This is a genomic window from Paenibacillus rhizoplanae, from assembly GCF_042684125.1.
Classification (GTDB): domain Bacteria; phylum Bacillota; class Bacilli; order Paenibacillales; family Paenibacillaceae; genus Paenibacillus_AQ; species Paenibacillus_AQ rhizoplanae.
The window spans coordinates 26078-50514 of the sequence record NZ_JBHUKY010000062.1; the positions used below are offsets into that span (position 1 = coordinate 26078).

At 54.4% G+C, this 24437-nt stretch carries 19 protein-coding genes; 15 read left to right on the plus strand and 4 right to left on the minus strand.

Going from position 1 to position 24437, the window contains the following annotated elements; translation table 11 throughout:
* Positions 1–24 precede the first annotated feature (24 nt).
* From ACFSX3_RS25470 to ACFSX3_RS25485, 4 genes are all read left to right on the plus strand, one after another.
* Entirely contained in the window at positions 25–1887 is a 1863-nt protein-coding gene (locus tag ACFSX3_RS25470) for a cache domain-containing sensor histidine kinase (protein WP_209993456.1), read from the plus strand.
* Entirely contained in the window at positions 1880–3526 is a 1647-nt protein-coding gene (locus ACFSX3_RS25475) for a response regulator transcription factor (protein WP_209993455.1), read from the plus strand. Before ACFSX3_RS25470 ends, ACFSX3_RS25475 begins: the two co-directional genes overlap by 8 nt.
* 122 nt (positions 3527–3648) lie before the next feature.
* The gene (locus ACFSX3_RS25480) at positions 3649–4974 is read left to right on the plus strand and encodes an ABC transporter substrate-binding protein (protein ID WP_209993454.1); all 1326 of its coding nucleotides are present in this window, start codon (positions 3649–3651) and stop codon (positions 4972–4974) included.
* Between the two features lie 371 nt (positions 4975–5345).
* Positions 5346–7442, plus strand: a complete 2097-nt coding sequence (locus tag ACFSX3_RS25485) for a glycoside hydrolase family 36 protein (protein ID WP_209993453.1) — start codon at positions 5346–5348, stop codon at positions 7440–7442.
* A gap of 109 nt (positions 7443–7551) precedes the next feature.
* On the opposite strand, the gene ACFSX3_RS25490 is transcribed toward ACFSX3_RS25485, so the two are convergent.
* The 3 genes from ACFSX3_RS25490 to ACFSX3_RS25500 all read right to left on the minus strand — a co-directional run bounded on the left by ACFSX3_RS25490 (position 7552) and on the right by ACFSX3_RS25500 (position 9074).
* Positions 7552–7857, minus strand: coding sequence for a hypothetical protein (locus tag ACFSX3_RS25490; protein ID WP_209993452.1), 306 nt, complete (start codon positions 7855–7857; stop codon positions 7552–7554).
* Between the two features lie 18 nt (positions 7858–7875).
* A complete protein-coding gene (locus ACFSX3_RS25495) occupies positions 7876–8511 on the minus strand; it encodes a hypothetical protein (protein WP_379257001.1) in 636 nt (211 codons plus the stop codon).
* Positions 8512–8654: 143 nt separating this feature from the next.
* On the minus strand, positions 8655–9074 hold the full coding sequence (locus ACFSX3_RS25500) for a MarR family winged helix-turn-helix transcriptional regulator (RefSeq protein ID WP_209993450.1): 420 nt from the start codon (positions 9072–9074) through the stop codon (positions 8655–8657).
* Between the two features lie 389 nt (positions 9075–9463).
* On the opposite strand from ACFSX3_RS25500, the gene ACFSX3_RS25505 reads away from it, so the two are divergent.
* From ACFSX3_RS25505 to ACFSX3_RS25545, 9 genes are all read left to right on the plus strand, one after another.
* Positions 9464–9721: an AbrB/MazE/SpoVT family DNA-binding domain-containing protein gene (locus tag ACFSX3_RS25505; RefSeq protein ID WP_339223628.1), complete on the plus strand. Its 258-nt coding sequence runs from the start codon at positions 9464–9466 to the stop codon at positions 9719–9721.
* Between the two features lie 173 nt (positions 9722–9894).
* Complete coding sequence (locus tag ACFSX3_RS25510) at positions 9895–10623, plus strand: HAD family hydrolase (protein WP_209993449.1); 729 nt, start codon at positions 9895–9897, stop codon at positions 10621–10623.
* 288 nt (positions 10624–10911) lie between these two features.
* Positions 10912–11664, plus strand: coding sequence for a response regulator transcription factor (locus ACFSX3_RS25515; RefSeq protein ID WP_209993448.1), 753 nt, complete (start codon positions 10912–10914; stop codon positions 11662–11664).
* A 25-nt stretch (positions 11665–11689) separates the two neighbouring features.
* Positions 11690–13039 (plus strand): FAD-dependent oxidoreductase, encoded by a 1350-nt coding sequence (locus ACFSX3_RS25520; protein ID WP_209993447.1) that lies wholly within the window; start codon positions 11690–11692, stop codon positions 13037–13039.
* 61 nt (positions 13040–13100) lie between these two features.
* A complete protein-coding gene (locus ACFSX3_RS25525) occupies positions 13101–14384 on the plus strand; it encodes a citrate transporter (protein WP_235191726.1) in 1284 nt (427 codons plus the stop codon).
* A gap of 60 nt (positions 14385–14444) precedes the next feature.
* On the plus strand, positions 14445–16589 hold the full coding sequence (locus ACFSX3_RS25530) for a hydantoinase/oxoprolinase family protein (protein WP_209993446.1): 2145 nt from the start codon (positions 14445–14447) through the stop codon (positions 16587–16589).
* 15 nt (positions 16590–16604) lie between these two features.
* Positions 16605–17273 (plus strand): hypothetical protein, encoded by a 669-nt coding sequence (locus tag ACFSX3_RS25535; protein WP_209993445.1) that lies wholly within the window; start codon positions 16605–16607, stop codon positions 17271–17273.
* A gap of 118 nt (positions 17274–17391) precedes the next feature.
* Positions 17392–19194, plus strand: a complete 1803-nt coding sequence (locus tag ACFSX3_RS25540; RefSeq protein ID WP_209993444.1) for a sensor histidine kinase — start codon at positions 17392–17394, stop codon at positions 19192–19194.
* Positions 19195–19196: 2 nt separating this feature from the next.
* The gene (locus tag ACFSX3_RS25545) at positions 19197–20510 is read left to right on the plus strand and encodes an ABC transporter substrate-binding protein (RefSeq protein WP_209993443.1); all 1314 of its coding nucleotides are present in this window, start codon (positions 19197–19199) and stop codon (positions 20508–20510) included.
* 459 nt (positions 20511–20969) lie between these two features.
* On the opposite strand, the gene ACFSX3_RS25550 is transcribed toward ACFSX3_RS25545, so the two are convergent.
* On the minus strand, positions 20970–21635 hold the full coding sequence (locus tag ACFSX3_RS25550) for a hypothetical protein (protein ID WP_209993442.1): 666 nt from the start codon (positions 21633–21635) through the stop codon (positions 20970–20972).
* A 229-nt stretch (positions 21636–21864) separates the two neighbouring features.
* Between ACFSX3_RS25550 and ACFSX3_RS25555 the strand changes: the two genes are divergently transcribed.
* Complete coding sequence (locus tag ACFSX3_RS25555) at positions 21865–23853, plus strand: Na+/H+ antiporter (RefSeq protein WP_209993441.1); 1989 nt, start codon at positions 21865–21867, stop codon at positions 23851–23853.
* 30 nt (positions 23854–23883) lie between these two features.
* Positions 23884–24432: a CueP family metal-binding protein gene (locus tag ACFSX3_RS25560; RefSeq protein ID WP_209993440.1), complete on the plus strand. Its 549-nt coding sequence runs from the start codon at positions 23884–23886 to the stop codon at positions 24430–24432.
* The last annotated feature ends 5 nt before the right edge of the window (positions 24433–24437 follow it).

Below are 24437 nucleotides of genomic sequence, written 5' to 3' on the forward strand. Positions count from 1 at the left end.
GCAGCGGGGAGAGCGGAGAGCATCATGAGAAAAGTGTGGGTTAAGCTGATCGAGCCTATAATGGCGCGGGTGTCCCGACGCCTGGCTAACAAGCTGATTCTGTTATTTACGATTATCATCATCCTGGTGGTCAGTTCACTCACCTACATATCCTATAGCATGCTGCAGCGGGAATCGGTCGATAACAGCATGGCCAGTACGGGCAATAATTTGCTTCTGGTCGGACGGAATCTGGAGAGCTATCTAAGCGGGATTGAGCAATTGTCTCTGCCGCAGATCTCCTACGATGAGTTCAATTATGCGCTTTTGCATGAATCGGAAGACTACAGCTCCCGGATGTACGTGGAGGATTATCTGCGGAATCTGTATTTTTCGCGCAATGATCTGGAGGCTGTATATCTCTATGTAATTAAGGAGCAGAAGTATTATTATGTCACCAAGGAGAACTATAACATCACCGTCCGGGTATCCGAGCATCCGCCTGTTGATGACCTGCCGTGGTATAAGCGGGCGCTTAAGAGTCCGTACAACCGTTCCTATCAGTCGTTTGTGGAGGAGCAGCCGGCCAGCTTGAACAGCGCCGATTATCCCGTTAACCATAACAAGGTGTTCATGGGCTACCACCGGCTGATCCGCTCCATCGTGTCGCGCGAGCCGCAGGCGGTGTTGTCGCTGTATCTGAATTCCTCCGTGACGGATGAGATTATGCGGGATATCCCGTTCAGCACCGGAGAGCATCTGATGTATATCAGCCCGGACGGGGAGCCTTTCAAGGTGGATGACAAGCAGTTCTACCGGGAGAGCAAGGAGGCGGGATTGGCGAAGCTGCTGACACCGGAGCAGAAGGGGCGCGTAACCTGGTCAGACAAGGAGCAGAAGTACCTGGTAATCTACGATATCAGTCAAAAGGAAGGCTGGAAGCTCGTCAAGCCGATTCCCTACACCCAGATCTATGAGGCGGCGACAACGACACGTACGTTAAGTGTGGGGATTGGCCTGCTGTTCCTGATCGTCTCTGTAGTGCTGGTTAGCTTCACCTCGAACCGGATTACCCATCCGCTGAAGAATCTGTCGCTCCAGATGCAGCGGTTCAGTACCGGGAGCTTCGATGCACAGGCTGCGGTTGCGGGCAAGGATGAGATCGCCTACCTGTCGCGCCATTTCAACAAGATGGTCGAGAAGACGAATGAGCTGATCAATGAACGCTATAAAATGAAAATCGTTGAAAAGAACGCCGTCCTGAAAGCCCTGGAGGCCGAGATTAATCCCCATTTCCTGTACAATGCGCTCCAGGCGATCTCCACCAAGGCGCTCAAGAACAACAACGATGATATTGTCGAGATGGTGGACAACCTGGCCCTAACCCTGCGATACTGCATTAGCGGCAAGGATGTTGTGCTGGCAAGGGAGGAACTGCGGCATATCGAGCGGTATCTGGCCTTGCAGAAGGCGCGGTTCGGGAACCGGATGCAGGTGGTATACGCCTGGGATGAGAGCCTGATGGAGCTGCGAATCCCCAAGCTGTCGATCCAGACGCTGGTGGAGAACTGCATCAAGCATGCGCTGGAAAAGGTATCGAGTACGGTTACCATCACCATTGAGGCGCATATCACCGGCACTCACAGCGTGATCTCCGTGCTGGATGACGGGCCGGGCATCAGCGGAGAACGGCTGGAGCAGGTGCTGAATTCACTTCAGATCCAGTGGGAGGACCGCGCAGCGGACACTGCCGAAGAGGACGGCATGGAGAGTATCGGGCTGAAGAATCTGAATACCCGGCTGAAGCTGTTGTATGGAGAAGAGTCGGGTCTGGTCATTCATAGTACAGAAGAGGGAACACGAATGGATATGCGGTTGCCGCGGGGAGGAGTAGGACAACATGTATAGAGTGCTGATTATTGATGATGAGGAGCCGCTGCGCGAAGCGATCCATATCCTGGGGGATTGGGAGGGCCTCGGTGTCAGTGAGGTGCGGGAGGCGACAGACGGGAAGGCAGGACTTGAGCTGCTGCGCCGTGAGCGGTTCGATCTGGTGCTGGTTGATATGAAAATGCCGGAGCTGAGCGGAGCCGAGCTGCTGCAGATTGCCGAGCAGGAATTCCCGGACCTGCTGCTGATTGTGATCAGCGGCTATAATGATTTCGAGTATACGCGCCAGGCCATCCGTTCGAAGGTGGTGGATTACCTGCTGAAGCCGGTGAACCGCACAGACCTTAACCTTGCGCTGCGCAAGGCGGTGGGGGTGCTGGAGGCCAAGCGGAAGCGGGAGAGCGAGTTCATAACCCGCAATATTACGCTCAATATGTCGCTTCCGAAGCTGAAGGAGAAGATGTATCTGTCCATCATTGACCGGAGCTTCAAGACCCAGTCCAATGAGGCTTTTCTCCCGCTGATCGGGGCGGACGGGGCGGCGAGCCACTTCGCTGTCGGCCTTCTGCGGATGCTTAATCTGGAACAGGTACGTAAGGAAAGATTCCATGGGGACCGGGATCTGCTGCATTTTGCCGTAACGAATGTGATGAACGAGAACACGGACGGGCAGTTCGAGTCGTTCAGCTTCGCCAGCCCCAAGGGGGAGCGCGAGTTCATTGCCATCTTCACTATGAAGGGCGGTTATGAAGCGGATGCGGCCTTCCTGTCGCTGCACCATATGAAGAAAGCAGCCTCCACCTTGAAGGAGCTGTTCGGAATCATCTGTGCCGGGGGAATCGGGCAGCCTTGCAGCGATTCGCTCAGCATTGCCGCTTCTTATGAGCAGGCCAAAGCATCACTAGATACGATCGACCTGCTCAGCCTGAAGGGCAGCCTGATCGCACAGGGCAGAGCAGTGAACCCGGTATCGCGGGATAATCCCTCCCTGACCGGACGGATGCCGCAGATCCGCAGCGCGCTGGAGAGCGGGAATGTGAATCATGCGCGCAGCATCCTCGGCGAATTCATCCGCAAATGCCAGGAGGCGGAAGGTTTCACGCTCGGGGAGGCGGACCGGACCCTGCAAGGGTTCCTGTTGCTGTTAAATGAAATTGCAGCAGGGCTGGATGCCATGCCGCCGGAGATCCGCAGCGGGAAGGACAGCAGCCTGGCATCTCTGGGCATCCTCAGCGATTTTGCCTCCTTCGGGCAGTTTGCGGGCGTGCTTCATGACATCTTCGACCGTTATGCGGGAGAGATCAGCCGGACGGTGGCCGGAGACCGCAGCGGCGTGTTGGAGAATATTAAGGCATACATTGATAACCATTATTTCGAGGACATTAAGATATCGATGTTCACGGAACAATATTTCTTGAGCAGAGAGTATTTGATGAAGCTGTTCAAGGGACAATATGGCTATGGTATTCACGAGTATGTGCAAAAGGTAAGAATGGACAAAGCCAAAGTACTGCTGACCGATCCTGCCCTCAAAATTCAGGATATCTCTGAAATGCTGGGATACAAGGACAAGAACTATTTCAGCAAGGCGTTCCGCAATTACTATGATTGCTCCCCTTCTGAATTCCGGCTGCAGCTGCCAGGGGTAGAAAAGTGAAACGGTTACATGGACACTTTTTTACCCTTATCCGTTCACTTATGTACATTCTTATCCTTTTTCTTTTTATTTAGAATGATGAGCAAGACCACAAGATGCATAAGGAAAAAGGGGGCAACAATATGTTAAAACGATTCATGGCATTATCTGCGAGTCTGCTGCTGGTGGGCGGACTGCTGGCCGGTTGCGGCGGAAATAACAACAATAATGTCGCTAACAACACGGGTGGAGCAGCCGGAGCAGGCAATACGCCTACGGATTCCTCCAAGCCCGTCACGATTAATATGTTCACCGCCTCGCCCGAATACACGGATGCCTTCAATGCTTATATTGCGGAATACAAGAAGGTTAAGCCGAATGTTACGATCAATCTGGAAATCATGCAGGCGGACTACAATACGGTGCTGAAATCCAAAATTGCCGCAGGCAGCACACCGGATGTGTTCCAGACCACGGCGGGCGGGGATATCGATACTTTTGCCGAATACAGCGCTGACTTGACCAATGAGCCACTGGCCGCAGCGATGACGGATGCAGTCCGCTCGAACATGAGCTCTACAGATGGCAAAGTCCTCGGACTGCCGGTGAAGGGCAACCTGTTCGTCCTGATGTACAACAAGAAGCTGCTGGCGGATGCCGGCATCACGGAAGTGCCTAAGACAACAGCTGAAATGGACGATGCGATTACCAAGCTTGAAGCCAAGGGCATCACACCCTTCGCCAACGCCTATAAAGAGTGGTGGGTATGGAAGCATATCTTCCAGCACTTCGTAGACGCCGCAGCCACCGATGCCGGAACCGATGCCAAGACGCTCGTAGCGGACTTCATCGCCGGGAAGACGACCTTCAAGGATCATCCGGTGCTGAAGGACAACTTCTTCAGCTTCATTGACACAACCGTTAAGCATGGTACAGACAAGCCGCTTGAACGCGACAGCAATGCTGAGGTCAGTGATTTCGCCTTGGGCAAAACAGCCTTCATGACTGGTAAAGGCGCGTGGGATGAAGAAGCGATTAAGAAAATCACCCCTGACTTTGACCTCGGCATCGCCGGGTACCCTGTCAGTGACAAGCCGGAGCAATCCCAGATTATCACCGGTGCCGACCAGGCACTGCGGATCAATAAGGATTCTGCGGTAGCAGCGGAAACGATTGAATTCTTCAACTGGCTGTATACTTCCGACTACGGGAAGAGCTGGTTCTCTAACGTAGCGAAGGTCATTCCTCCAATCAAGGATGCCCCGATGCCTGACTTGCAAATGCCTAAGGAAATGGAAGAAATCCTGAAGACGGAGAAATCCGGCGACCTGTCGGTGAACTACTCTCTGGATACGTTCCACCAGAAATTCGGTGAGCTGATGCAGGCTTATATCGGCGGCAGCAAGACGAAGGATCAGGCGATTGATGAAATTCAGAAGGCTTGGATTCAATTCGGGTCTGCGGAATAAAATTTTGATTTGACCTTAACGGCCTCCGAAGTAAGCTTTATTACTGAGGGGGCCTTCTTTCTATGTAACGCAGATTTTTAGGCGGGGGAGGGGGTGTAAGTGGCTGGACGTAACTGCAGTGAATGTTTGGGCCTCCGGCCGCTGTTGTCTCCAGATTTCTTGATTTTACCGCTGGTAGCGGTTGAACTCCGGAGACAAAGGCGGACGCTATCGCTCCTTCAACCCAAACTTCACCTCCGTTACTTCGCCACTTACACGAGCACCGCAGGAAATCAGCAGTTACGAATAGAAGAGATGGCCTCCTAATCAGGGGAGGCAGAAAAACAGGAAACCAAGGACAACAACAACCTTTGTAAGGAGGCAAATCAGATATGCAGAGCAGGCTCATAGACATAGCCGAGAACGGGCTTTATCTTACCATAGAAATTACAGAGCAGCAGGATGTGCGGCTGCTGCATTTTGGCGCAGCGCCGCTGGAAGCAGGGAACATAGAAGACAAGCAGATGGCAAGCTTCCGGCTGCTGGAGCTGCAGCTGTCGGGGGAAGACCGGGCGGAATATCACGGGCGGACGCACCGCGCGTCTTATCCGGGATTGCGGATGGTGTATGACGGGCATAAGGACACGGTGAATCCGCTGGGGCGGAAGCTGGAACTAACGCTGGCTGACCCGCTGACGGGTGTGAAGGCAGTACAGCATTATCAGTTCTATTCTGGCGTGCAGATTGTGCGCTCATGGACAGTACTGATTAATGAAGGCGACGCAGAAGCGGCTGTGGAGTACCTGTCTTCGTTCGCACTTACAGGAGTGGACAAGGAGGGCAACGGAGACCGGAATGACAAAATCGAAGTGAGTATTGCTCACAGCGGGTGGCAGAGTGAGCTGCAGTGGAAAAGCTACAGCCTGCCCGAGCTGGGTATGTCCCATCTCGCTGACCGTGGCTCGAAACGGATTGCCGCCAGCAATACCGGGTCCTGGTCAGCGGCGGAGCTGCTGCCAATGGCCGTGCTGCGCAATAAGGAGAGCGGGAGCAGCCTGTTCTGGCAGATTGAACATAACGGCTCCTGGCACTGGGAGCTGACGGATCAGGCCGACCAGCTCACGCTGCTGGTCAGCGGTCCTACGGAGCATGACAACCACTGGTGGCTGAAGCTCGCCCCCGGCGAAGCGTTCACCTCCGTGCCGGTGGCCGCAGGTGTAGTAGAGGGCGGGTTCGGAGAGGCGGCAGAGCAGCTTACCGCGTACCGGCGGCTGATCCGCAGACCGAATGAGGATAATGAGCTGTTGCGGGTGATTTTCAACGACTACATGAACTGCCTGTGGGGAAGCCCGACAACGGAGAGGCTATTGCCGCTGATTGATGCTGCTGCCGAGGTCGGCTGTGAATACTTCTGCATCGACGCGGGCTGGTATGCTCCCGGTGAATGGTGGGACGGGGTCGGGGAGTGGGAGCCTTCGGCTGAGCGCTTCCCGGAAGGTATCAAGTACGTGCTGGATGTAATCCGCAGCAAGGGGATGATTCCGGGTCTGTGGCTGGAGCTGGAGGTGATGGGCATCAACAGTCCGAAGCTTGCGGAGACCGACGACAGCTGGTTCTTCATGCGCCATGGCAAGCGGGTCAAGGACCGCAGCCGCTATCAGCTCGATTACCGTAATCCGGCGGTCATCAAGCATGCTGACAGCGTGATTGCCCGGCTGGTCGGGGAATACGGCGTCGGGTATATCAAGATGGACTATAATATCAATGCTGGAATTGGTACGGAGACGGCAGCGGACAGCTTCGGGGACGGTCTATTGCAGCATAACCGTGCCTATCTGGCTTGGCTGGACAGTATCTTCGCCCGTTATCCGCAGCTCGTCATCGAGAACTGCTCCAGCGGCGGGATGCGGATGGACTATGCCATGCTCAGCCGCCACAGCATCCAGTCCACCAGTGACCAGGAGGATTATGTGAAGTATGCTGCCATTGCCGCAGGTTCTCCGGCTGCACTGACTCCCGAGCAATCGGCGGTCTGGTCGTACCCGCTGCGCGAAGGTGACGATGAAGAGGTCATTTTCAATATGGTTAACTCGCTGCTGCTTCGCGTCCACCAGAGTGGTCATCTGGCTGAGTTAACGCCAAGACGCCGGGCGCTGGTGAAGGAGGCACTGGATTATTACAAGTCTATCCGCGCCCACATTCCGCAAGCCTTCGCCTTCTGGCCGCTCGGTCTGCCCGACAGTGGCGGGGAATGGGTCAGCTTCGGCCTGCGTCATGGAGACATCCGCTATATCGCTGTATGGCGGATTGCCGGAGAAGCGGCGGCGGTCAGGCTGCCTGTTCCTGAGCTGAGGGGACGCGATGCGGAGGCCCGGTGTGCGTATCCTGAGGCGCACGGGTCGCAGTGGAGCTGGGACGCTGTGGAAGGCAGCTTGAGCGTTACGCTGCCCGCAGGCAAGACTGCCAGGCTGTTTGAGCTTCGTTCGTAGGGCGAGCTTCGCATACCAAGAAGAGGCTGAACAGCAGATATGGGGCGTTCTGCACACAAAAAAGGGGTATTTCTGCGCCGGAGGATGGCTGCTGAAATACCCCTTTTTGCTACTTGATGAAGCTTAGACTTTTCCGCAACAAACGCCGGGTGTAATAAAAGGACAAGAGAAGGAGGAACGCGAGAACTAAGCTGAAGGGCAAGCTGAGAATGACCGGGACCGAATAGGACGGGGTCAGATTCATCCCTATGGCACTGACTCCGAAGGTCCGCAGCAAGCCCGCTATCGGGGCGATGACGGCACAGATGAAGCTCCCGGCCACCCAGACGCCCAGCACGGGCAATGCAAAGAGGATGACGAAACCTTTTGCCAGATAGTTCAGCAGTAAGGGCATTGCACCAGAGGAAGATTTCATTTCGTGTTACCTCCATCGTTATGTATTCATCTGAATAATCTTGCCTACCTGCGAACGGGGATGAACCGTCAGCGTCTCACGGTAACGGATCTCCCGGATTGAGCATCCCGGTCCGAGTGTAACCTTCTGTCCGCACACAAGGTCTGCCTGCGTCCGGTACAGGGTGATGTCAGCGCCTTCAATGATCTCGCAGCGCAGCTTGCGGAAAGGGCTCAGCGGAATAGGGAGCAGCTTGAAGGAGGGCGATACGATAATATCACCTTCAGAGGTCATGTGCCTGATCTTGCACAGGGACCCCAGCTTGATCCGGATGGTGCTTGTGCAGGATAAGCGGTCTATACGCACGCAGCCCTCAGCCTTGAATTCTTCTGCGGCAGCCTCCCCGGTAACAGACAGGTATCCGTTGGCCGTGATGCTCACGCCCCTGAGTTCAGTAACGCGCAGACTGCCGAAGCTGCTCAGCTCCTGCGCATGGCAAGATAACCCTATGGAGCATTCTCCTCTAAGCTTCAGGCGCGCTGTGCTCAAGCTCCCGCTGACATGCAGGTGGCCCAGCACCTCCACATGGGAGGCGTCCATATCTCCCCGGCAGATCCGGGAGCCGTTGATTTTAAGAGGTTTATTGGATTCCGGCATCGGGTTCAGTGCAGGCATAGGTTCGTTCACCGCCGTTTTATAATATTTAAGTAACTATAATATATATTAAATGAAATATATAATCAATATATGTTCTCCGACAAAAAAACTGCACTTCCCTAAGGGAAATGCAGTCTGTTCGTAAAGTATAGCCGTTGGTGTTACTCTAACATTCCGCCCATCAGTTCATCGATTCTCTGGAGGGTTGAGGAGATTTTGTCGAGGTCAGTCAATGCAAAGGTGTCGAACAGAGAAAGGATGTGCTGCTTGCCTGATCCGGTGAGAACAATATTGACGACTCTGCGGTCTTCCTTCGTGCGCACTCTCTCGACGTATCCCAGATCCTCCAGCTTATCGCACATGAACGAAGCGGCTCCCGGAGTAATCACTAGCCGCTCTGAGATATCCGTAATATTAAGGGAGCCAGTGAGCTGGAGCAGGAACAACAGCATGATCTGATTCTGCGAGAGCGCCCCCTTCTTCGTAATCCGGTCTATGAACGCCTGCGACTTCTGCTGCACGCTGGCCATATGATCCATGACGGTATAGACGGCTTGTTCTTTCTCTGCTTCTTTGCTCATGGAAACACTCCAATATAGTGTGGTAATTAAAATATATAGATTGTATAACTTTTTTGTCAAGTAAGTATGGGGGTAACATAGTTCTTAAGGATCAGCCGTAAGGTAGGGGAAGAACCGCTTCAGCAATATAACTACAGTATTACGGGGGAAAATAGTACGAAAAGAATAAAATGGATATAAAACAGTTTTGGTTATAGATTTGTCGAAAAAACTCTAAACTTTGTCGAATTATTTGTCGATAAATATCAAAAGATGTAGAAATAAAATTGACAGGAAAGAAATAGCACTTTACAATGCTATTATAGAGTAATCATTTCTACTTATTAGAAGCTTTGATAGCTTTTAACACCGAATGATGATCCAAGTGTTATTTCAAGGGAGGATGCATAATGATGAAAGCAACAGGTATAGTAAGAAAAGTAGATGAACTGGGACGTATTGTGATTCCGATTGAGCTGCGCAGAACAATGGGAATTGACATAAAGGATCCGCTCGAAATTTTTGTGGACGGCGAAAAGATCATTCTCAGAAAATATGAACCTACTTGCATCTTCTCCGGAAGTGCCGAGAACCTGATCAGCTTCAAGGGTAAGATGGTCAGCAAAGATGTGCTCGATGAACTGATCTCAAGCTTCGACAACGTATAAGTTAAGCTTCTGAGGCAGTATGCAGTATGAACAGAAGGGACCACAGTGTAAGCACTCTAAGTGTTTGCAATGCGGTCCCTTTCTGTGATTATGGGTTCGTAGACAACATCTGCTGCTTCCTATATCATTAGGGCGTGTGACCGAAGAACAATTGGGAAGGGATGATTCACCTCATGAGCAACGAAGAACAGACACAGGCGGGGAACAGACCGCTGCCGAACTTAAACCAGCCGGAAGCTATCGTATTTGATATGGATGGTACGCTGTTCCAGACAGAAAGTCTGTTATTGCCCGCCTATCATAAAATGTTCGATATCCTGCGGGAAGAAGGCCTGCATTCCGGCCCGACTCCGCCGGAGGAGCGCATTCTGGGCAGTCTAGGCATGCTGCTTGCGGATATCTGGAAGAACGTAATGCCGGAAGCAGATGAGGCGGTACACCGCCGGGCGGATGAACTGCTCCTGCAGCTGGAGATTGAGGGGCTGGAGGCCGGAGGGACAGTCCTGTACCCCAAGGTAGTCGAAACGCTGCGTGCGTTGCACGCGCGGGGAGTGAGGCTGTTCGTAGCCAGCAACGGGCTGGAGGATTATATCCATAGCATCGTAGTCGTACACGAGCTGAAGGACCTGTTCGAGGGGCTGTACAGCGCGGGCGGATCAGGAACAGCAACCAAGACCGAGCTGCTCGGCCTTCTGCTGGACAATCACAAGATCAGCAGTGCATGGATGGTCGGGGACCGTTCCTCGGATGTACAGGCGGGCAAGGGCAACGGACAGACGGTCATCGGCTGCGCCTATGCCGGATTCGGGCGGCAGGATGAGCTGAAGGGCTCTGACGTTATTATCTCTTCCTTCGATGAGCTGATTGGGCTATACGACAACAGCGCAGCACCTGTCCTGTAGTCCGGCAGAACCGAAGTGAGTATTCACTATTTGTAAAAAATCTTATATTTTAAGCAAAAACCGGGTGTTCTTTCCGCCGTATCTTGGCGTTAAGGGCATCCGGTTTGATGTCTGAAGGAGAAGGTACGGATACATCTCGAAATTTCATACCTTTTCTCGAATGGGGAGCATTTCTTTGCGGCTGCCCAGATTTTATACTGTTACTGTAAGCGTTTCATAAAAGATAAGCCCTTGGGAGCTTGACGGAGCGGTTGCGGTGGCCGGATGCTGTATTTGGAGGGGATGGGGTTGCACAAGCTGTTTCTGGTGGAAGATGAAGCCCTGATCCGTGCGGGCCTTAAGCATTTGATTGAGAAGGTGATCGGCGGCTATCAGGTGGTGGGGGAAGCAGAGAATGGACGGCTTGCGCTGGAGGCGCTCAAGAGTGTGAAGCCCGATGTTCTGATCACGGATATACGGATGAATGAAATGAACGGTCTGGAGCTGATCAAGCGGATTCGTGACCAGTATCCCGACATGTACATCCTGATTCTGAGCGGGTATGCTGACTTCGAATATGCGAAGCAGGCGATCAAATACGGCATCAGCGATTATCTGCTGAAGCCGGTTGACCGTACGGAGCTGGCCCAGGCACTGGGAGATTTCAAACGCAGGCACGGAACGCAGAGTGATGCGGAGGCGCAGCCGGGTGAGGGCGAATCAGACCAGAAGGGCAGGCAGCTGATCCGCAAGGTGAAGGAGCTGGTCGCATTGCGGCTGGATCAGGAAATTTCGCTGCAATATATGGCAGAGCAGGTACATCTGAACCACCAGTACCTGTCGGTACTGTTCAAGTCGGAGACCGGACAGAACTTCACGGATTATGTCTCGCAGTGCCGGATGAACCGGGCCAAGCAGCTGCTGAAGGAGAGTAATCTCAAAATCTATGAGGTGGCCAAATTGTCAGGCTATTTAAGCTCCAAGCATTTCATGGCAGTCTTCAAGGACTATACCGGCAAGACTCCTTCGCAGTTCAGGGAACAGCCGGATTGTAATCGCTAACATTCAAGCAGGAGGGGGAACCAGGATGAGAAAATATGAGGTTATTGTGGCGGGAGGCGGAGTATCCGGCTCCATCGCTGCTATCGCGGCAGCAAGAGCAGGTGCCAGAACATTGATCATTGAGGCAGGAGGCTTCCTCGGCGGAACCCTGACGGCTGCGGGCGTCGGGCCGATGATGACTTTTCATGCCGGGAATAAGCAGGCGATTCAAGGGATTACCGATGAGCTGATTCAGCGGTTACAGGCGCTGGGCAAATCGCCGGGGCATATCCCGGATGCGACGAACTACACCTATTCGGTGACACCGTTCGATGCCGAAGCGATGAAATACGAGCTGGATCTGATGCTTCAGGAGAGCGGAGGCGAGGTGCTGTACCATACGATGCTGGCCGGGGCTGAAGTATCGGACAGACGGATTGAGTCGCTTACCTTGTGCAACAAGGCAGGACTTAGCCGGATTACGGCGGATGTGTTCATTGATGCTACCGGAGACGGTGATCTCGCCGCATGGTCCGGGGTTCCCTTCACCAAAGGGCGTGAATCCGATGAACAGTCGCAGCCGATGACCCTGAAGATGAAGATGAGGGGAGTGGACACGGAGAAGATCAAGACGTATATCCGGGAGCATCGTGAGGACTTTCCGCGAATGAACCAGGATATCAGCGTGATGGACTCGGCGGCAAGATTGTCGGTCGCCGGCTTCGACCGGCAGTTCCGTGAAGCGAAGGCGCGCGGCGAGATCAGTATTCCGAGAGAGGATGTGCTGTTCTTCGAGACCAGTAATCCCGGTGAGGTTATTATGAACACGACGCGGATTCTCGGCAAGGACAGCACGGACCCGTGGAGTCTCAGTGAGGCCGAGGTTGAAGGACGCAAGCAGTGCCGGGAGCTGGAGATTTTCCTCAAAAAGGTTATTCCCGGCTTTGAAGATTCTGTAGTCGTCTCCACCGGTCCGTCCATCGGCGTGCGCGGCTCCCGCCAGATCAAGGGCATGTACACACTAACCGCGCAGGATATTCTGTCGGTGAAGCCCTTCGAGGATGTGATCGCCCATTCCGGCTACCCGATTGATATCCACAGCCCGGACGGCGAGGGAACCGCAACAGATCATCTGGAATGGGGAGCGATGTACAGCATCCCTTACCGCTGCCTGATCACCAGCGAAATCGACAACCTGATTGTCGTCGGAAGATGCCTCTCGGCCACCTTTGAAGCCCAGGCGGCTGTGCGGACAACGCCAACGGTAGGGGCTATCGGGCAAGCGGGCGGTACTGCGGCGGCATTGGCGGTGCAAGCAGGAGTTCCAGTACAGCAGGTGGACTATAAGAGACTGCAAGAGACGCTTGTGGCCCACGGCGCTTATCTGGAAGTGTAATTAAGTTCTTATAACAACGTATATTACTCATGAAACTTTAGGAGGAATAGGTTTGGAAACCGTGCAAATTATCGGAATTCTACTTGTATTCATTGTGTTTGTGGGCCTGATGATGACCCGCAAGCTGACCACGCTGCTGGCATTGCCGATGATGGCGATTCTGCTAGCGGCCATTGCGGGCATCCCGCTCCTGTCGGATAACCCGGATACCTTCACCATCACGAAGGGTGTGCTTGCAGGCGGAGCCATGAAGCTGTCTACCGCCATTGCCGGACTGATCTTCGGCGCCTGGTTCGGCCAGATTCTCAGCAAGGTCGGCATCACCAAGACCATTATCCGCAAGGCAGCGGAGCTGGCGGGTGATAAGCCGCTGGCGATTGCCATTATCTTTTTCCTCGCCGCCTCTGTAATCTTCTCGGCCGCGAACGGCCTGGGTATGGTTATTCTGGTCGGGACCATCGCTATCCCTATTATGCTGACAGCCGGGCTTAAGCCCTTTGTAAGCGGTCTGGTAGTACTACTGGCCAATGCGGTCGGCGTGGTGTTCAACGTCTCCACCTGGGCGATTTATACCGATGTGCTTAAGGTGCCGACGAACACGATTGCTTCTTATTCGCTGGTCTGTGCTGTTCCGCTGATCGTGATTGCCCTGATTATGATCGTCTATTATACCCGCAAAGACGGCAAGGTCCGCCGCGCCTGGGCGATGCCGCTCAAGCCGGAATTCCAGGCTCAGGACAACAAGAATGTAAGAGCGATTGCGCTCATCAGTCCGCTTGTTCCGGTGCTGCTCGTGTTTTTCCTGAAGGTGGATATTGTCTCTGCAGTCTTCATGGGGGCCCTGGTCACCCTGCTGCTCGCCACCCCCAAACGTCCATTCCATGTGTTGTCGAGTGCGCTGGTGGAAGGCATTCAGGATGTGGCCGGTGCGCTCGGTCTGATGATCGGAATCGGGATGCTGCTCAGTGCGGTAACTGCGCCCCAGGTGGCCTCGTTAATCCAGCCGCTGATCGAAGTCATTATTCCGACCAGTCCGCTGATGTACATCCTCGTCTTCACCCTGCTGTCTCCGCTCGCAATCTACCGTGGACCGCTTAATGTATGGGGGCTCGGCAGCGGAATCGCGGCACTGATCGTGGCCGGAGGCATGGCCCCTGTAGCAGCGATGCTCGCCCTGCGTATCGTGAGCAATCTGCAGGCTGTCAGCGATCCGACCAACTCACACAATGTCTGGATCGCCGATTACACGAAGACCGATATTATTGAAACGCTGCGCAAGACGTTGCCGTGGATGTTCGTAGCGGTGATGATCTCGATGATTATCGCGGGAATGATTGCCTTTTAGCCTGCAGCAAGTGAACCACAGACTGTAGAGACCTAAGCTTCATGGAGAGGAGAACCTGCTATGAACCATAAACAGATCAGAATCGGCATTGATGTCGGTGGAACCTTCACAGATGCCGTTGCCATAGACAATGAGACCTTTGAGGTGCTGTCCAAAGTCAAAATGCCCACCACGCACCACGACAAACGCGGGGTCGCCAGCGGGATTGTCCAGATCATTCAGCGGATTATGAGCGAGAACGGGATTCTTCCCGGTGATATCAAGTTCATCGCCCACGGGACTACGCAGGCTACCAACGCGCTGCTGGAAGGGGATGTTGCCCGTGTAGGCATCGTGGGGATGGGCACGGGGCTGGATGCCCGCAGTGCCCGCTCCGAAACCAATGTGGCGGATATCGAGCTGGCTGCGGGGAAATTCCTGACCACTTATCACAAATTCATTGACTCCAGGGAGCTTACGGCAGAAGCCATTGATGATGCGATTGATCAGCTGCTGGCCCGGGGCGCGGAGGTCATTGTAGCTTCAGAAGCCTATAGTGTCGATGATCCGGCCAATGAGCTGAGGGTGATGGAAGCGGCGCGCAGCCGGGGAGTGTACGCTACCGGCGGACATGAGATCTCCCAGCTCTACGGGCTGAAGACCCGGACCCGCACAGCGGTCGTCAACGCGAGCCTGATCCCCAAGATGATGGAGACGGCCAACATGACCGAGCAGGCTGTCAAAGAAGCGGGAATTACCTCACAGCTCATGATCATGCGCTGTGACGGCGGGGTCATGAGCATCGACGAGGTGCGCAAGCGTCCGATCCTGACCATGCTGTCGGGGCTGGCGGCCGGAGTGGCCGGCGCCCTGATGTATGAGAAGATCTCGGACGGCATTTTCTTCGAGGTCGGAGGTACGAGTGTAGATATTTCCGTGATCAAGAACGGCAAGGTGATGATTGAGAATGCTCAGGTCGGCGGGCATAAAACCTATCTGCGCTCGCTGGATGTGCGGACGCTGGCCGTTGCCGGGGGGAGCATGATCCAGATCGGCGGGGGGAAGATCACGGATGTCGGACCGCGGAGCGCCCATATCGCCGGTCTGGAATACGAATGCTTCACCGGCAAGGAGAACCTGGAGCAGCCCGCGATCGGTCTTGTCAGTCCGCGCGAAGGAGACCCCGATTATGTCACGGTCCGCAGCGGGGGAGGACATGAATATGCGCTGACCCTGGCAGGAGCGGCGAATCTGCTGAACCATGTGCCGGAGACGGATTATGCCCGCGGGAATATGGAGAGCACGCGGATTGCCTGGCAGACGCTGGGTGCCCATCTGGGGATGTCAGCGGAGGAGGCAGCAAGGGCAGCGATGGATATTGCTATCCGCAAGGTGATGGCGGTGGTGAATCAGATGATCAGCGATTATGAGCTGGACACCGGATTCATTACGCTGGTAGGCGGCGGAGGCAGCGGGGCGGTTCTGGTTCCGGCCATGGCTGCGAAGGAAGGCTTCAAGCACCAGATTGCGAACAATGCGCCGTATATCTCCACGATTGGCGTCGGGATGGCGATGGTCCGCGAGCAGATTGAGAAGACAGTCGTGGGCGCGACGGAGCGGGATATCAAGCTGATCCGGGCAGAGATTATGGACAAAATCGTCCAGTCCGGGGCGAACGAATCCACGGTTGATGTCACGATCGAGATTGACTCCCAGCGCAATATTCTGCGGGCGATTGCCACCGGCTCCACCGAGCTGCGCTCGAAGGATCTGGCCAGCCGCGAGGTGCCGGTGAACGAGCTGATGCGGACGGCGGCGGATGCGCTGGGCCGGCCGGCGGAGCAGACGGAGCTGAAGGCAGCCTCCGGCAGATGGTATCTGTTCGAGTCCAGCGAGATTAAGAAGTCCATGTTCGGGCTGGTGAAGAAGAAGCTCAGCCATGTCGGCGTGCTGGACCGTGAGGGGGTGGTGCGCTTCAAGAAGACGAATGCGTATCATCTGGCTTTTTTGAAGAAAAATATGGCCGACCGGTTCGCCTCGTTCCTGGAAGAGAATACGATCTATTCGGACGCCAATGCCACGATCCCGAAGACCTTCATCTTCTATAAGGAAAAAATGCTCGATCTGACCGGGATGCAGACCAAGGAGCAGCTGTTCTCCATTCTCGAAGTGGAAACACAATTGCTTGAGGACAACAGCGAGATGCTCGCTGTCGTCTATCAGTAGGAGGTGCACCTAAGGATGAAGACCGCAGCGAACACCGTACCGGACGACCGCGTGCTGGGTTATGCCGAGCTGAAGAATGATCTGCTGTTCCACCGGATACCGCAGGGCAAACGGCGTTATTATGTGGAGCGTCCGCTGGCCATCGGGAAGGAGCAGGCTCTGGCGTTCAAAGCCCGCTATGGCACGGATGTCGGAGCCATCTGCAGGGACAGGGGCATCCGGGTGAATCTCAATGAACGGAAGGGCACCATCGGGCAGATCCGCTTCCGTGCCCAGATTGAGCTGTCAGACAAGGAACGCGTCATTACGCTGTACCGGTCCTCGATGGAGGAGCTGCGGCAATGTGCCGGTGTGCTGCTTCCCGGCCGTTCCTTCAGCCTGAAGGAAGTCACCGACATTCATCTCGCCCATGAGCTGTTCCACGATCTGGAATTCACAGAGCTGGGATATACCAACAAGCGGCTGGATGATATCAGCAGCCTCTCTCTGGGGCCGCTGCGTATCCGGGCCAGCGTGACCCGGACCTCGGAGATTGCCGCCCATGCGTTCAGCCGTTATCTCCTGGACCTGCCCTGCCTGCCGAATCTGCTGGATTACGCTTATATGATTCACAGCGGCACCCTGACAGCCGGAGAGTTCTGGAGGCAGACGGACGTTTGGGCGGAGGAGCTTGAGAACGGCTGAGCCGGATGCTCTGGGCGGCTGCCTCCCGCTGGTAAATACACCTGGCGAACGGCTCTGACTTCATACTCGAATTATGCTATCTTGGTGTAAGGAATCAGAGTCCGGGAGGCTGCCTGACATGCCGTTCAGAAAAGGGTCAAATCAAAAATCACGTTATGTGCCGCTGCGCACCAAATTTATCGTATTATTCTGCCTGCTGATCACCATTCCGTTTCTGGTTATCGGTACGATCAGCTATAGAAAATATACTGCCGGAGTCGAACGCAGCACGGTGGAGCTGTCCAATCAGGTCGTAAGCCAGATCAGTATTAACCTGGAGCATTATATTAAGGAGCTGGACCGGCTTACCCTTGCGCCGTTGTACGATGAGGATATGATGCAGATTCTAAGGAAGCACAGGGGCGCGGGACCCGCCAGCACCTATCTGACCACAGATGAGACGCTGAAGATGAATCTGTTTATCTCTTCTCTGGCTTTTGACAGGGGCGAGATCGAGAGCATTCTGGTGTTCACCAATGACGGAGGAATCTTCAGCAACCTGGATCAGAGCGTAAGGAAGCGGTGGGACCGCAGCATGGCAGAGTGGATGGAGACCATTGAGCAGGAGGACGGCGGCCTGGCCATTCTTCCTCCGCATACTGCAGCTTATTATACAGAACCGAAGCAGGGGGTGATCTCTGTAGCCAGAGTCATCCGTGAGCCATACACCCATGCCATGCTGGGGATTGTCAAGGTGGATCTGATGCCCCGGGGCTTCGGGTCTATTGTCTCGACGGTCCGCTCCAGCGGGAGCGGCCTGCTGCAGATTACAGGCAAGGATCAGGTGGTCCTGTACTCCGGGGCCGGCCGGCTTCCCGACTCACGCGAATCGTATATTACGGCGTCTGCGGAGTCTTCCTACACGGGACTGAAGGTCACCTCCCTGATTCCGCGTGCGCAGCTCCGTGAGGACGCCCGTGAGTTAACCAACTCTACACTGGTGGTGTCGATCGTTGCCTTGATGGCGGCTTATACGGCAGCTATTCTGCTGTCCAGCCGCCTGATTAAGCCGATTGCCCACCTGCAGTCGAAGATGAGACAGGTGAAGCGGGGGCTGTTCCTGGAACGCGCGACGGTCACCACCAGTGATGAGATCGGGCAGCTGACCGAGGGGTTCAATACGATGATCGGCGAGATCGACCGTCTGGTCAAAGAGGTCTATGAGACCCGGCTGAAGGAGCGGGAGGCAGAGCTGCTGGCGCTGCAGAGCCAGATTCATCCGCATTTCCTGTACAACACGCTGGAGATGGTGAATATGCTGGCCTTGCAGGGTAATACCCGCGAGCTCTCCGGTGTAGTGACCAGTCTGGGGAAGCTGCTGCGCTACACGGTAGGCCACCGGGAACAGATGGTGTATGTGCTGGATGAGGTGAGATTTGTGGAAGCCTATCTGCGTATTCAGGGCATGCGCCTCGGTGACAAGCTGCAAGCCGTCATTCACATTGATTCTTCCTTCGACTACTGTGTGGTGCCGAAGCTGATTCTCCAGCCGCTGATCGAGAATGTCATTGAACATGCGATGGGACAAGACAGGCTGCACCTTACTTTGACGGCTTCTGCCAGGGAAGAGGACCTGATTCTGTCGGTGAAGGATGATGGCCTGGGCATCACCGCCGGACGGATGCTGGAGCTTGAAGAACAGCTATATGGCCGTCAGCCCCGGGCCGCAGCCGATGCGGAGCAGGGGGGCTTCGGCCGGATACTCAAGGGGTTCGCGCTGCGTAATGTCCATCAGCGGCTGCGGCTGCTCTATGGGGAGCCTTACGGCCTGACACTGGATAACACGGCAGAGCGCGGCGTAACGGTCTCGCTGCGGCTGCCGATGAACTGGGAAGCAATGAACAATACCGGCCCCGCCGGGGACAGACAGGAGGAGGCATAAGGATGCGGACAAGGCTGCTAGGTCTGATGGCTGCGGTGCTGTTGGCTACAGGCTGCTCCTCAGGTGCAGGAAACGGAGCGCCTGAGGGGACAGCAGGGGACGAAGAAGCAGGAACTAAGACGGCTGCGGAGCAGGAGCCTGTGAAGCTGAAGTTCAGCATCTGGGGCAACGATGCGCAGAAAGCAATGGTTGAGGGGCTGGTGGATGAATTCGAGCAGCTTCATTCCGGGATAGAGGTAGAGATCATGACGATTCCTTTTGCCGACTACCAGCAAAAGCTGTCGATTATGCTGGCCTCCCGTACGGCCCCGGATGCCGGTTGGCTGGCGGAACGGATGATTCCACAGTTACTGGAATCGGGCCAGCTGGTGGATATCGCAGCAGAGGTCGAGGATGACGCCGAGTACAACTACGCTGATATTTATCCGTCTACACTCGATATCTTCAGGCGGGAGGACCGATTGTACGGAATACCCTTCTCCACGCCCCCGGTACTGATCTATTACAATAAGGACCTGTTCCTTGCCAAAGGCCTGAAGACGCCAACGGAGCTGTATGAGGAAGGGAATTGGAACTATAAGGAGTTCCTCAAGGCGGCGCGGAGCATCACCGACCCGCAGCGCGGTATCTACGGTGTGAAGCTGGTCCGCGACTGGAACAACTGGTCGGATGCGCTGCTGCCGCTATTCTGGTCGCATGGGGCAGAGCTGTTCGACAGCGGAGGAGCATTGTTTGCGCTGAATTCCCCCGCAGGGAAGGAAGCGCTGCAGCTCTACAGCGATATGATGTTCAAGAACAAGGTGCATCCGCTGCCCGGGGATGAGCTGACGTTCGACAGCGGCCGGATCGGTATGTATACAGACCGTTACAGCTATACCTCCAAAGCCCGGGCGGTCACCGATTTTGCCTGGGATATCGCCCCGATGCCGGCGGGCATTAAGGGGACAGGGACCTCCCTCGGTTATGCGGGAGTGTCCGTATTCGAGACGGCGCATCCGGCGGAAGCGGCGGAACTCCTCAAGTTCATCACCAGCGCCGGGTCCATGAGGATCTCCGCGCAGTATTTTGTCCCGTCACGCAAGTCTGTGCTGGAATCCGATGTCTTCCTGCGGGCAGCCTCCGAGCCTTCACCGGAGAGCATTCAGCGGGCGGTTCTCGACCAGATCGCCACTGCCCGCATCGCACCGGGGCATAAGAATTGGCAGCAGATTGATACCAAGATCCAACTGCTGATGGATGGTCTCTACACACAAACTTCTACTGTAGAGAAGCTGCTCGCACAAATGGAACAGGAGGTTAACCCGCTTATGAAATAGGCGGGTTGTTCTTCTGTGCGTGAGCGTGCATGCGTTGAGCCATGCGCTGAGGCACCCCTTGAGCCATCTGCTGAGCTATTCATTGAGCTATCCGCAGGCCATGCGCTGAACCGTCCGTTGTGCCGTCCCCTGCTGATTTGGAAGTGGAGGCGGCAGCACAATTACAATTCCTGCACATAATGCAACATTGCCTCTCATTAAGGGGCCATAATCAGAAAATGTTGCACAAAAAGCAGGAATACTCCGCATCTAAGTAACTTCACGTTAAGATTCCTGCATTTCCTGCAACAATTCTCCCGCACACCCCAGTATCTAGATAGCCAAGTTTCAATATCTGCAACATTATTAAGGCTGTTGGACTGTCAAACCGCTACAATCCCCGCCAAATTGCATACTGAGGATTTACTCATGAAGCTTACCTATGTTCAGAGCGGTTCACCCAAGGCGAGTCATCAGCACTTACTGATACATATCGGGCACCCCCTGCACAGGCTCATAATAACAAATATACGTATTTTGCATGACAGGGCGCAGCAGCCCTTTGTGGACCAGCTCCTGCAGTTGTTTACGCGCCGTACGGAAGCTCACATTGTATTGCAGCATCACATCTCTGGGACGTAATCCCTTCTTTTGACTCCAGGATAGTCTAACGATCTCCCGTTCGAGCGGTGAAAGAGACGGGCCGGACGGAATCCGCAGCAATGCAGGGGCAATGACCATTTGCAGCAGCATACGGCAGATCTCCGGGCGATTCTGCACATCATCGAAGGAGAAGTGTATAATCCTCCAGCCCAATCCATTCAGAAAAGTATCCCGGTTCAGCGAATAGCTGAACTTCTCCCGGTCCATATCCTTCACATGGCTCTGATATCCGTCACATTCCAGACCGAATTTCCCGTATGGCGGGAGAAATGCAACATCCAGAAACTGTGATTTGCGGTTCCAGTCGTAGACTTCATACTCCGGATGCAGGTCATCCAGGTTGCCAAATAGCGGCCACCAGACATTGCGCAGCATCAGCTTCTCAGCATACTGGTGCCCCCGTGACAGCCGGCCTCTTCGCTCCCCTGATCGGATTGACAAATGCCGTTCTAATAGAAGCTGATGCGCTTTTTCAAACTCCATATGTATTTCCTCCTTCATGTTAACAAAAAAAGAACGCCCCTCTGCCAGTGATGGCTTGGGACGTTCTTCGTCTGAGCTCATTATACGCTGGCACATGGGCGAGCGGCAATAGATGCTTTATAGTCCACCACCAAGAGGATATTTCCTCCCAGATCGTTTATACTGAGTTTACATACATAACGTAATTTAGTACCTGCACACGCAAGTGCAGAGATGGAGGTTTGTTCGTTTGGAGTTATTTGAGTATATTTTGTTGATGCTGGCAGCCGTATCGCTGTCTAATCTGGTGAACCGGTTTATCCCCTCGCTCTCCGTGCCGATCATTCAGATTGTGCTGGGTATGGCCTTGACTTGGTTGCCTCTACATTTCGAGCTGGAGCTGAACCCGGAGCTGTTCCTCTTATTATTCATTGCCCCCTTACTGTTCAATGACGGCAGGCTTGCCGATAAAGTGGCCTTATGGAAGCTGAAAAAGCCGATATTGCTGCTGGCGCTGGGACTGGTTTTTCTAACGGTAGGAGTGCTGGGATATTTCCTGCACTGGCTGCTGCCGGTATTGCCCCTGGCTGCTGCGTTTGCGCTGGCTGCGGCACTGGCCCCTACGGATGCGATCGCTGTAGGCGCATTGGAGCAAAAAGTGAAAATCCCCCATCAGACGATGCAGATTCTTGAAGGAGAATCGTTGATTAACGACGCGTCGGGTCTGGTGTCCTTTCAATTTGCAGTCGCGGCTATGGTAACAGGAGCATTCTCTTTCAAAACGGCCAGTCTGAGCTTTATTGGCATCTCGCTAGGCGGTGTGGTGCTGGGCCTTGTGCTCACGCTCATTAAATACGGGATCGTCCGGTGGCTGCGCAGGCTCGGGATGGAGAATGTCACGTTACATATGCTGATTGAGATCCTGACGCCGTTTGCTATTTTTATGGCCGCTGAGGAGCTTGGGGTCAATGGAATTCTAGCGGTGGTAAGTGCAGGGATCGCCCATTCCTTCGGATACAAGCAGATGAATCCTGAGGTAGCCAAGCTAAGCGTCGTGTCCAAAAGCACCTGGTCCGTCATTATCTTTGTTTTGAACGGCCTCGTCTTCCTGCTGCTGGGTACCCAGCTGCCGGAGATTATTCAGACCGTCTGGAACAACCCGGATATAGGGAATATCCAGGTTATCCTGTATACCCTGCTATTAACCGCTGCTGTCCTCGGTCTGAGGCTGGTCTGGATGCTGGTCATGGATATTCCCGAAGGGGAGGAGCCGCGGGGACCCTGGAAGCTGGAGTTCAGGAAGGCGCTCATTCTCACGCTGTCGGGGGTCCGCGGTACGATTACTCTGGCGAGTACGATGTCACTGCCGTTTTTCCTGGATGACGGTTCCTACTTTCCGGCCAGGGACCTGATTATTTTCCTGGCAGCGGGTGTCATTCTGTGGACCCTGCTGGCGTCTAACTTTCTGCTGCCGCTGCTGCTTGGCTCCGATCATGAAGCGGAGCATAATGCCGAAGAGGTGGAGGCCAAAATTGAAATCCTGCGCAGCGTGGTTGCCGGTCTAAATGAGCAGGCTACGGATCAGTCCCGCATGGCTTTGAATCATCTGACCGGCACTTATAATGCCCGAATCCGCCTGCTGAAGAAGAATGAAGACGCTGAGGAAATGGAACGGAAGCTTGGGGTGACAGCACTCAAGTGGCAGCGGGAATACACCATGCATGCGCTCAAGCAGCACGAGGTGAATCCGTACACGGCATACCGCTATCTGAACCGCCTGAACCGGCAGCTGTTCATATACACCCGTGATCCGCAGTACAAGAATGACCTGATTCCGTTCAAAAGCTGGGAAGAAATCACAGGTGTCATTCAGCAGGTTCGCTTAAACGCGCAGGAGCGGCGAGAGGAATCGAACCGGCTACAGTCCGGGATTTTCGCTTACGTTCTTGAACAGCTGAGAGAGCTGCAGAATACGGGGGAGATGGAGCCTGAGGTAATTAGCTCCCTGATTCTTCGTTATGAGCGGGGGCGGCTCAGACTGACCCGGCAGGAGTCTATCTCTGCTACGAAGCGGGAGTTCGAAGAGTCGCTGCACGAGTTGTCGCGCGCGGGGATTCAGCTAGAACGTGATAACATTCAACTTATGTTCGAGGCTGGACGGATCTCCAGAGCTAGCATGAAGGAAATGAAACGTGATATTCTGTTCATGGAGCATGATTTGCGGGAAGAAATGGGCTGAATTCCATCTACAAGGAGATGAATCTATATCATGAATAATAAATTGGTAGCAGGTACCTGTGCGGTGATTGCTGCGCTAGGAATCTATCTGTACGCGGGAAGCGGGGGAGCTAAGACAACGGAAGTTGCCACAACTCCAGGCAGCAGTCAAAACATCAAGCAAATGGTGGCTGACTTCAGCTCACGCACCTTGACGGCAGAGTCCGCTTCGATTACCTCTACTCAGCTTATTGTAGATAGCGGCGGTTCTAACGAAGCAGTCTACGAGCTGCCGGAGGAAGAGTTCTTCCTGTCGGTTGCCCCTTATGTGCAGAATACACATCCCTGTGCCACGCACAGCCTGACCGGCTGCCAGGGAGAGATGGTCGGCCAATCCTTCGGGGTAACGATCGAAGACGCAGACGGTAAGGAGATCATGAACCAGACCGTCAAGTCACAGCCGAACGGCTTCATCGACCTATGGCTGCCGCGTGATCAGAACTATAAGATGACCATTACGCATGAGGGCAAGAAGGCCCAGTCTGAGATTTCCACCTTTGAGAGTGATGATACCTGTCTTACGAGTATGCAATTGAGCTAAAAGTA

Excerpts from the sequence above, each read along its gene's own strand:
- ACFSX3_RS25470 (WP_209993456.1), top strand. The coding sequence starts at position 25 with ATGAGAAAAGTGTGGGTTAAGCTGATCGAGCCTATAATGGCGCGGGTG.
- ACFSX3_RS25475 (WP_209993455.1), top strand. The coding sequence starts at position 1,880 with ATGTATAGAGTGCTGATTATTGATGATGAGGAGCCGCTGCGCGAAGCG.
- ACFSX3_RS25480 (WP_209993454.1), top strand. The coding sequence starts at position 3,649 with ATGTTAAAACGATTCATGGCATTATCTGCGAGTCTGCTGCTGGTGGGC.
- ACFSX3_RS25485 (WP_209993453.1), top strand. The coding sequence starts at position 5,346 with ATGCAGAGCAGGCTCATAGACATAGCCGAGAACGGGCTTTATCTTACC.
- ACFSX3_RS25490 (WP_209993452.1), bottom strand. The coding sequence starts at position 7,857 with ATGAAATCTTCCTCTGGTGCAATGCCCTTACTGCTGAACTATCTGGCA.
- ACFSX3_RS25495 (WP_379257001.1), bottom strand. The coding sequence starts at position 8,511 with ATGCCTGCACTGAACCCGATGCCGGAATCCAATAAACCTCTTAAAATC.
- ACFSX3_RS25500 (WP_209993450.1), bottom strand. The coding sequence starts at position 9,074 with ATGAGCAAAGAAGCAGAGAAAGAACAAGCCGTCTATACCGTCATGGAT.
- ACFSX3_RS25505 (WP_339223628.1), top strand. The coding sequence starts at position 9,464 with ATGATGAAAGCAACAGGTATAGTAAGAAAAGTAGATGAACTGGGACGT.
- ACFSX3_RS25510 (WP_209993449.1), top strand. The coding sequence starts at position 9,895 with ATGAGCAACGAAGAACAGACACAGGCGGGGAACAGACCGCTGCCGAAC.
- ACFSX3_RS25520 (WP_209993447.1), top strand. The coding sequence starts at position 11,690 with ATGAGAAAATATGAGGTTATTGTGGCGGGAGGCGGAGTATCCGGCTCC.
- ACFSX3_RS25530 (WP_209993446.1), top strand. The coding sequence starts at position 14,445 with ATGAACCATAAACAGATCAGAATCGGCATTGATGTCGGTGGAACCTTC.
- ACFSX3_RS25535 (WP_209993445.1), top strand. The coding sequence starts at position 16,605 with ATGAAGACCGCAGCGAACACCGTACCGGACGACCGCGTGCTGGGTTAT.
- ACFSX3_RS25540 (WP_209993444.1), top strand. The coding sequence starts at position 17,392 with ATGCCGTTCAGAAAAGGGTCAAATCAAAAATCACGTTATGTGCCGCTG.
- ACFSX3_RS25545 (WP_209993443.1), top strand. The coding sequence starts at position 19,197 with ATGCGGACAAGGCTGCTAGGTCTGATGGCTGCGGTGCTGTTGGCTACA.
- ACFSX3_RS25550 (WP_209993442.1), bottom strand. The coding sequence starts at position 21,635 with ATGGAGTTTGAAAAAGCGCATCAGCTTCTATTAGAACGGCATTTGTCA.
- ACFSX3_RS25560 (WP_209993440.1), top strand. The coding sequence starts at position 23,884 with ATGAATAATAAATTGGTAGCAGGTACCTGTGCGGTGATTGCTGCGCTA.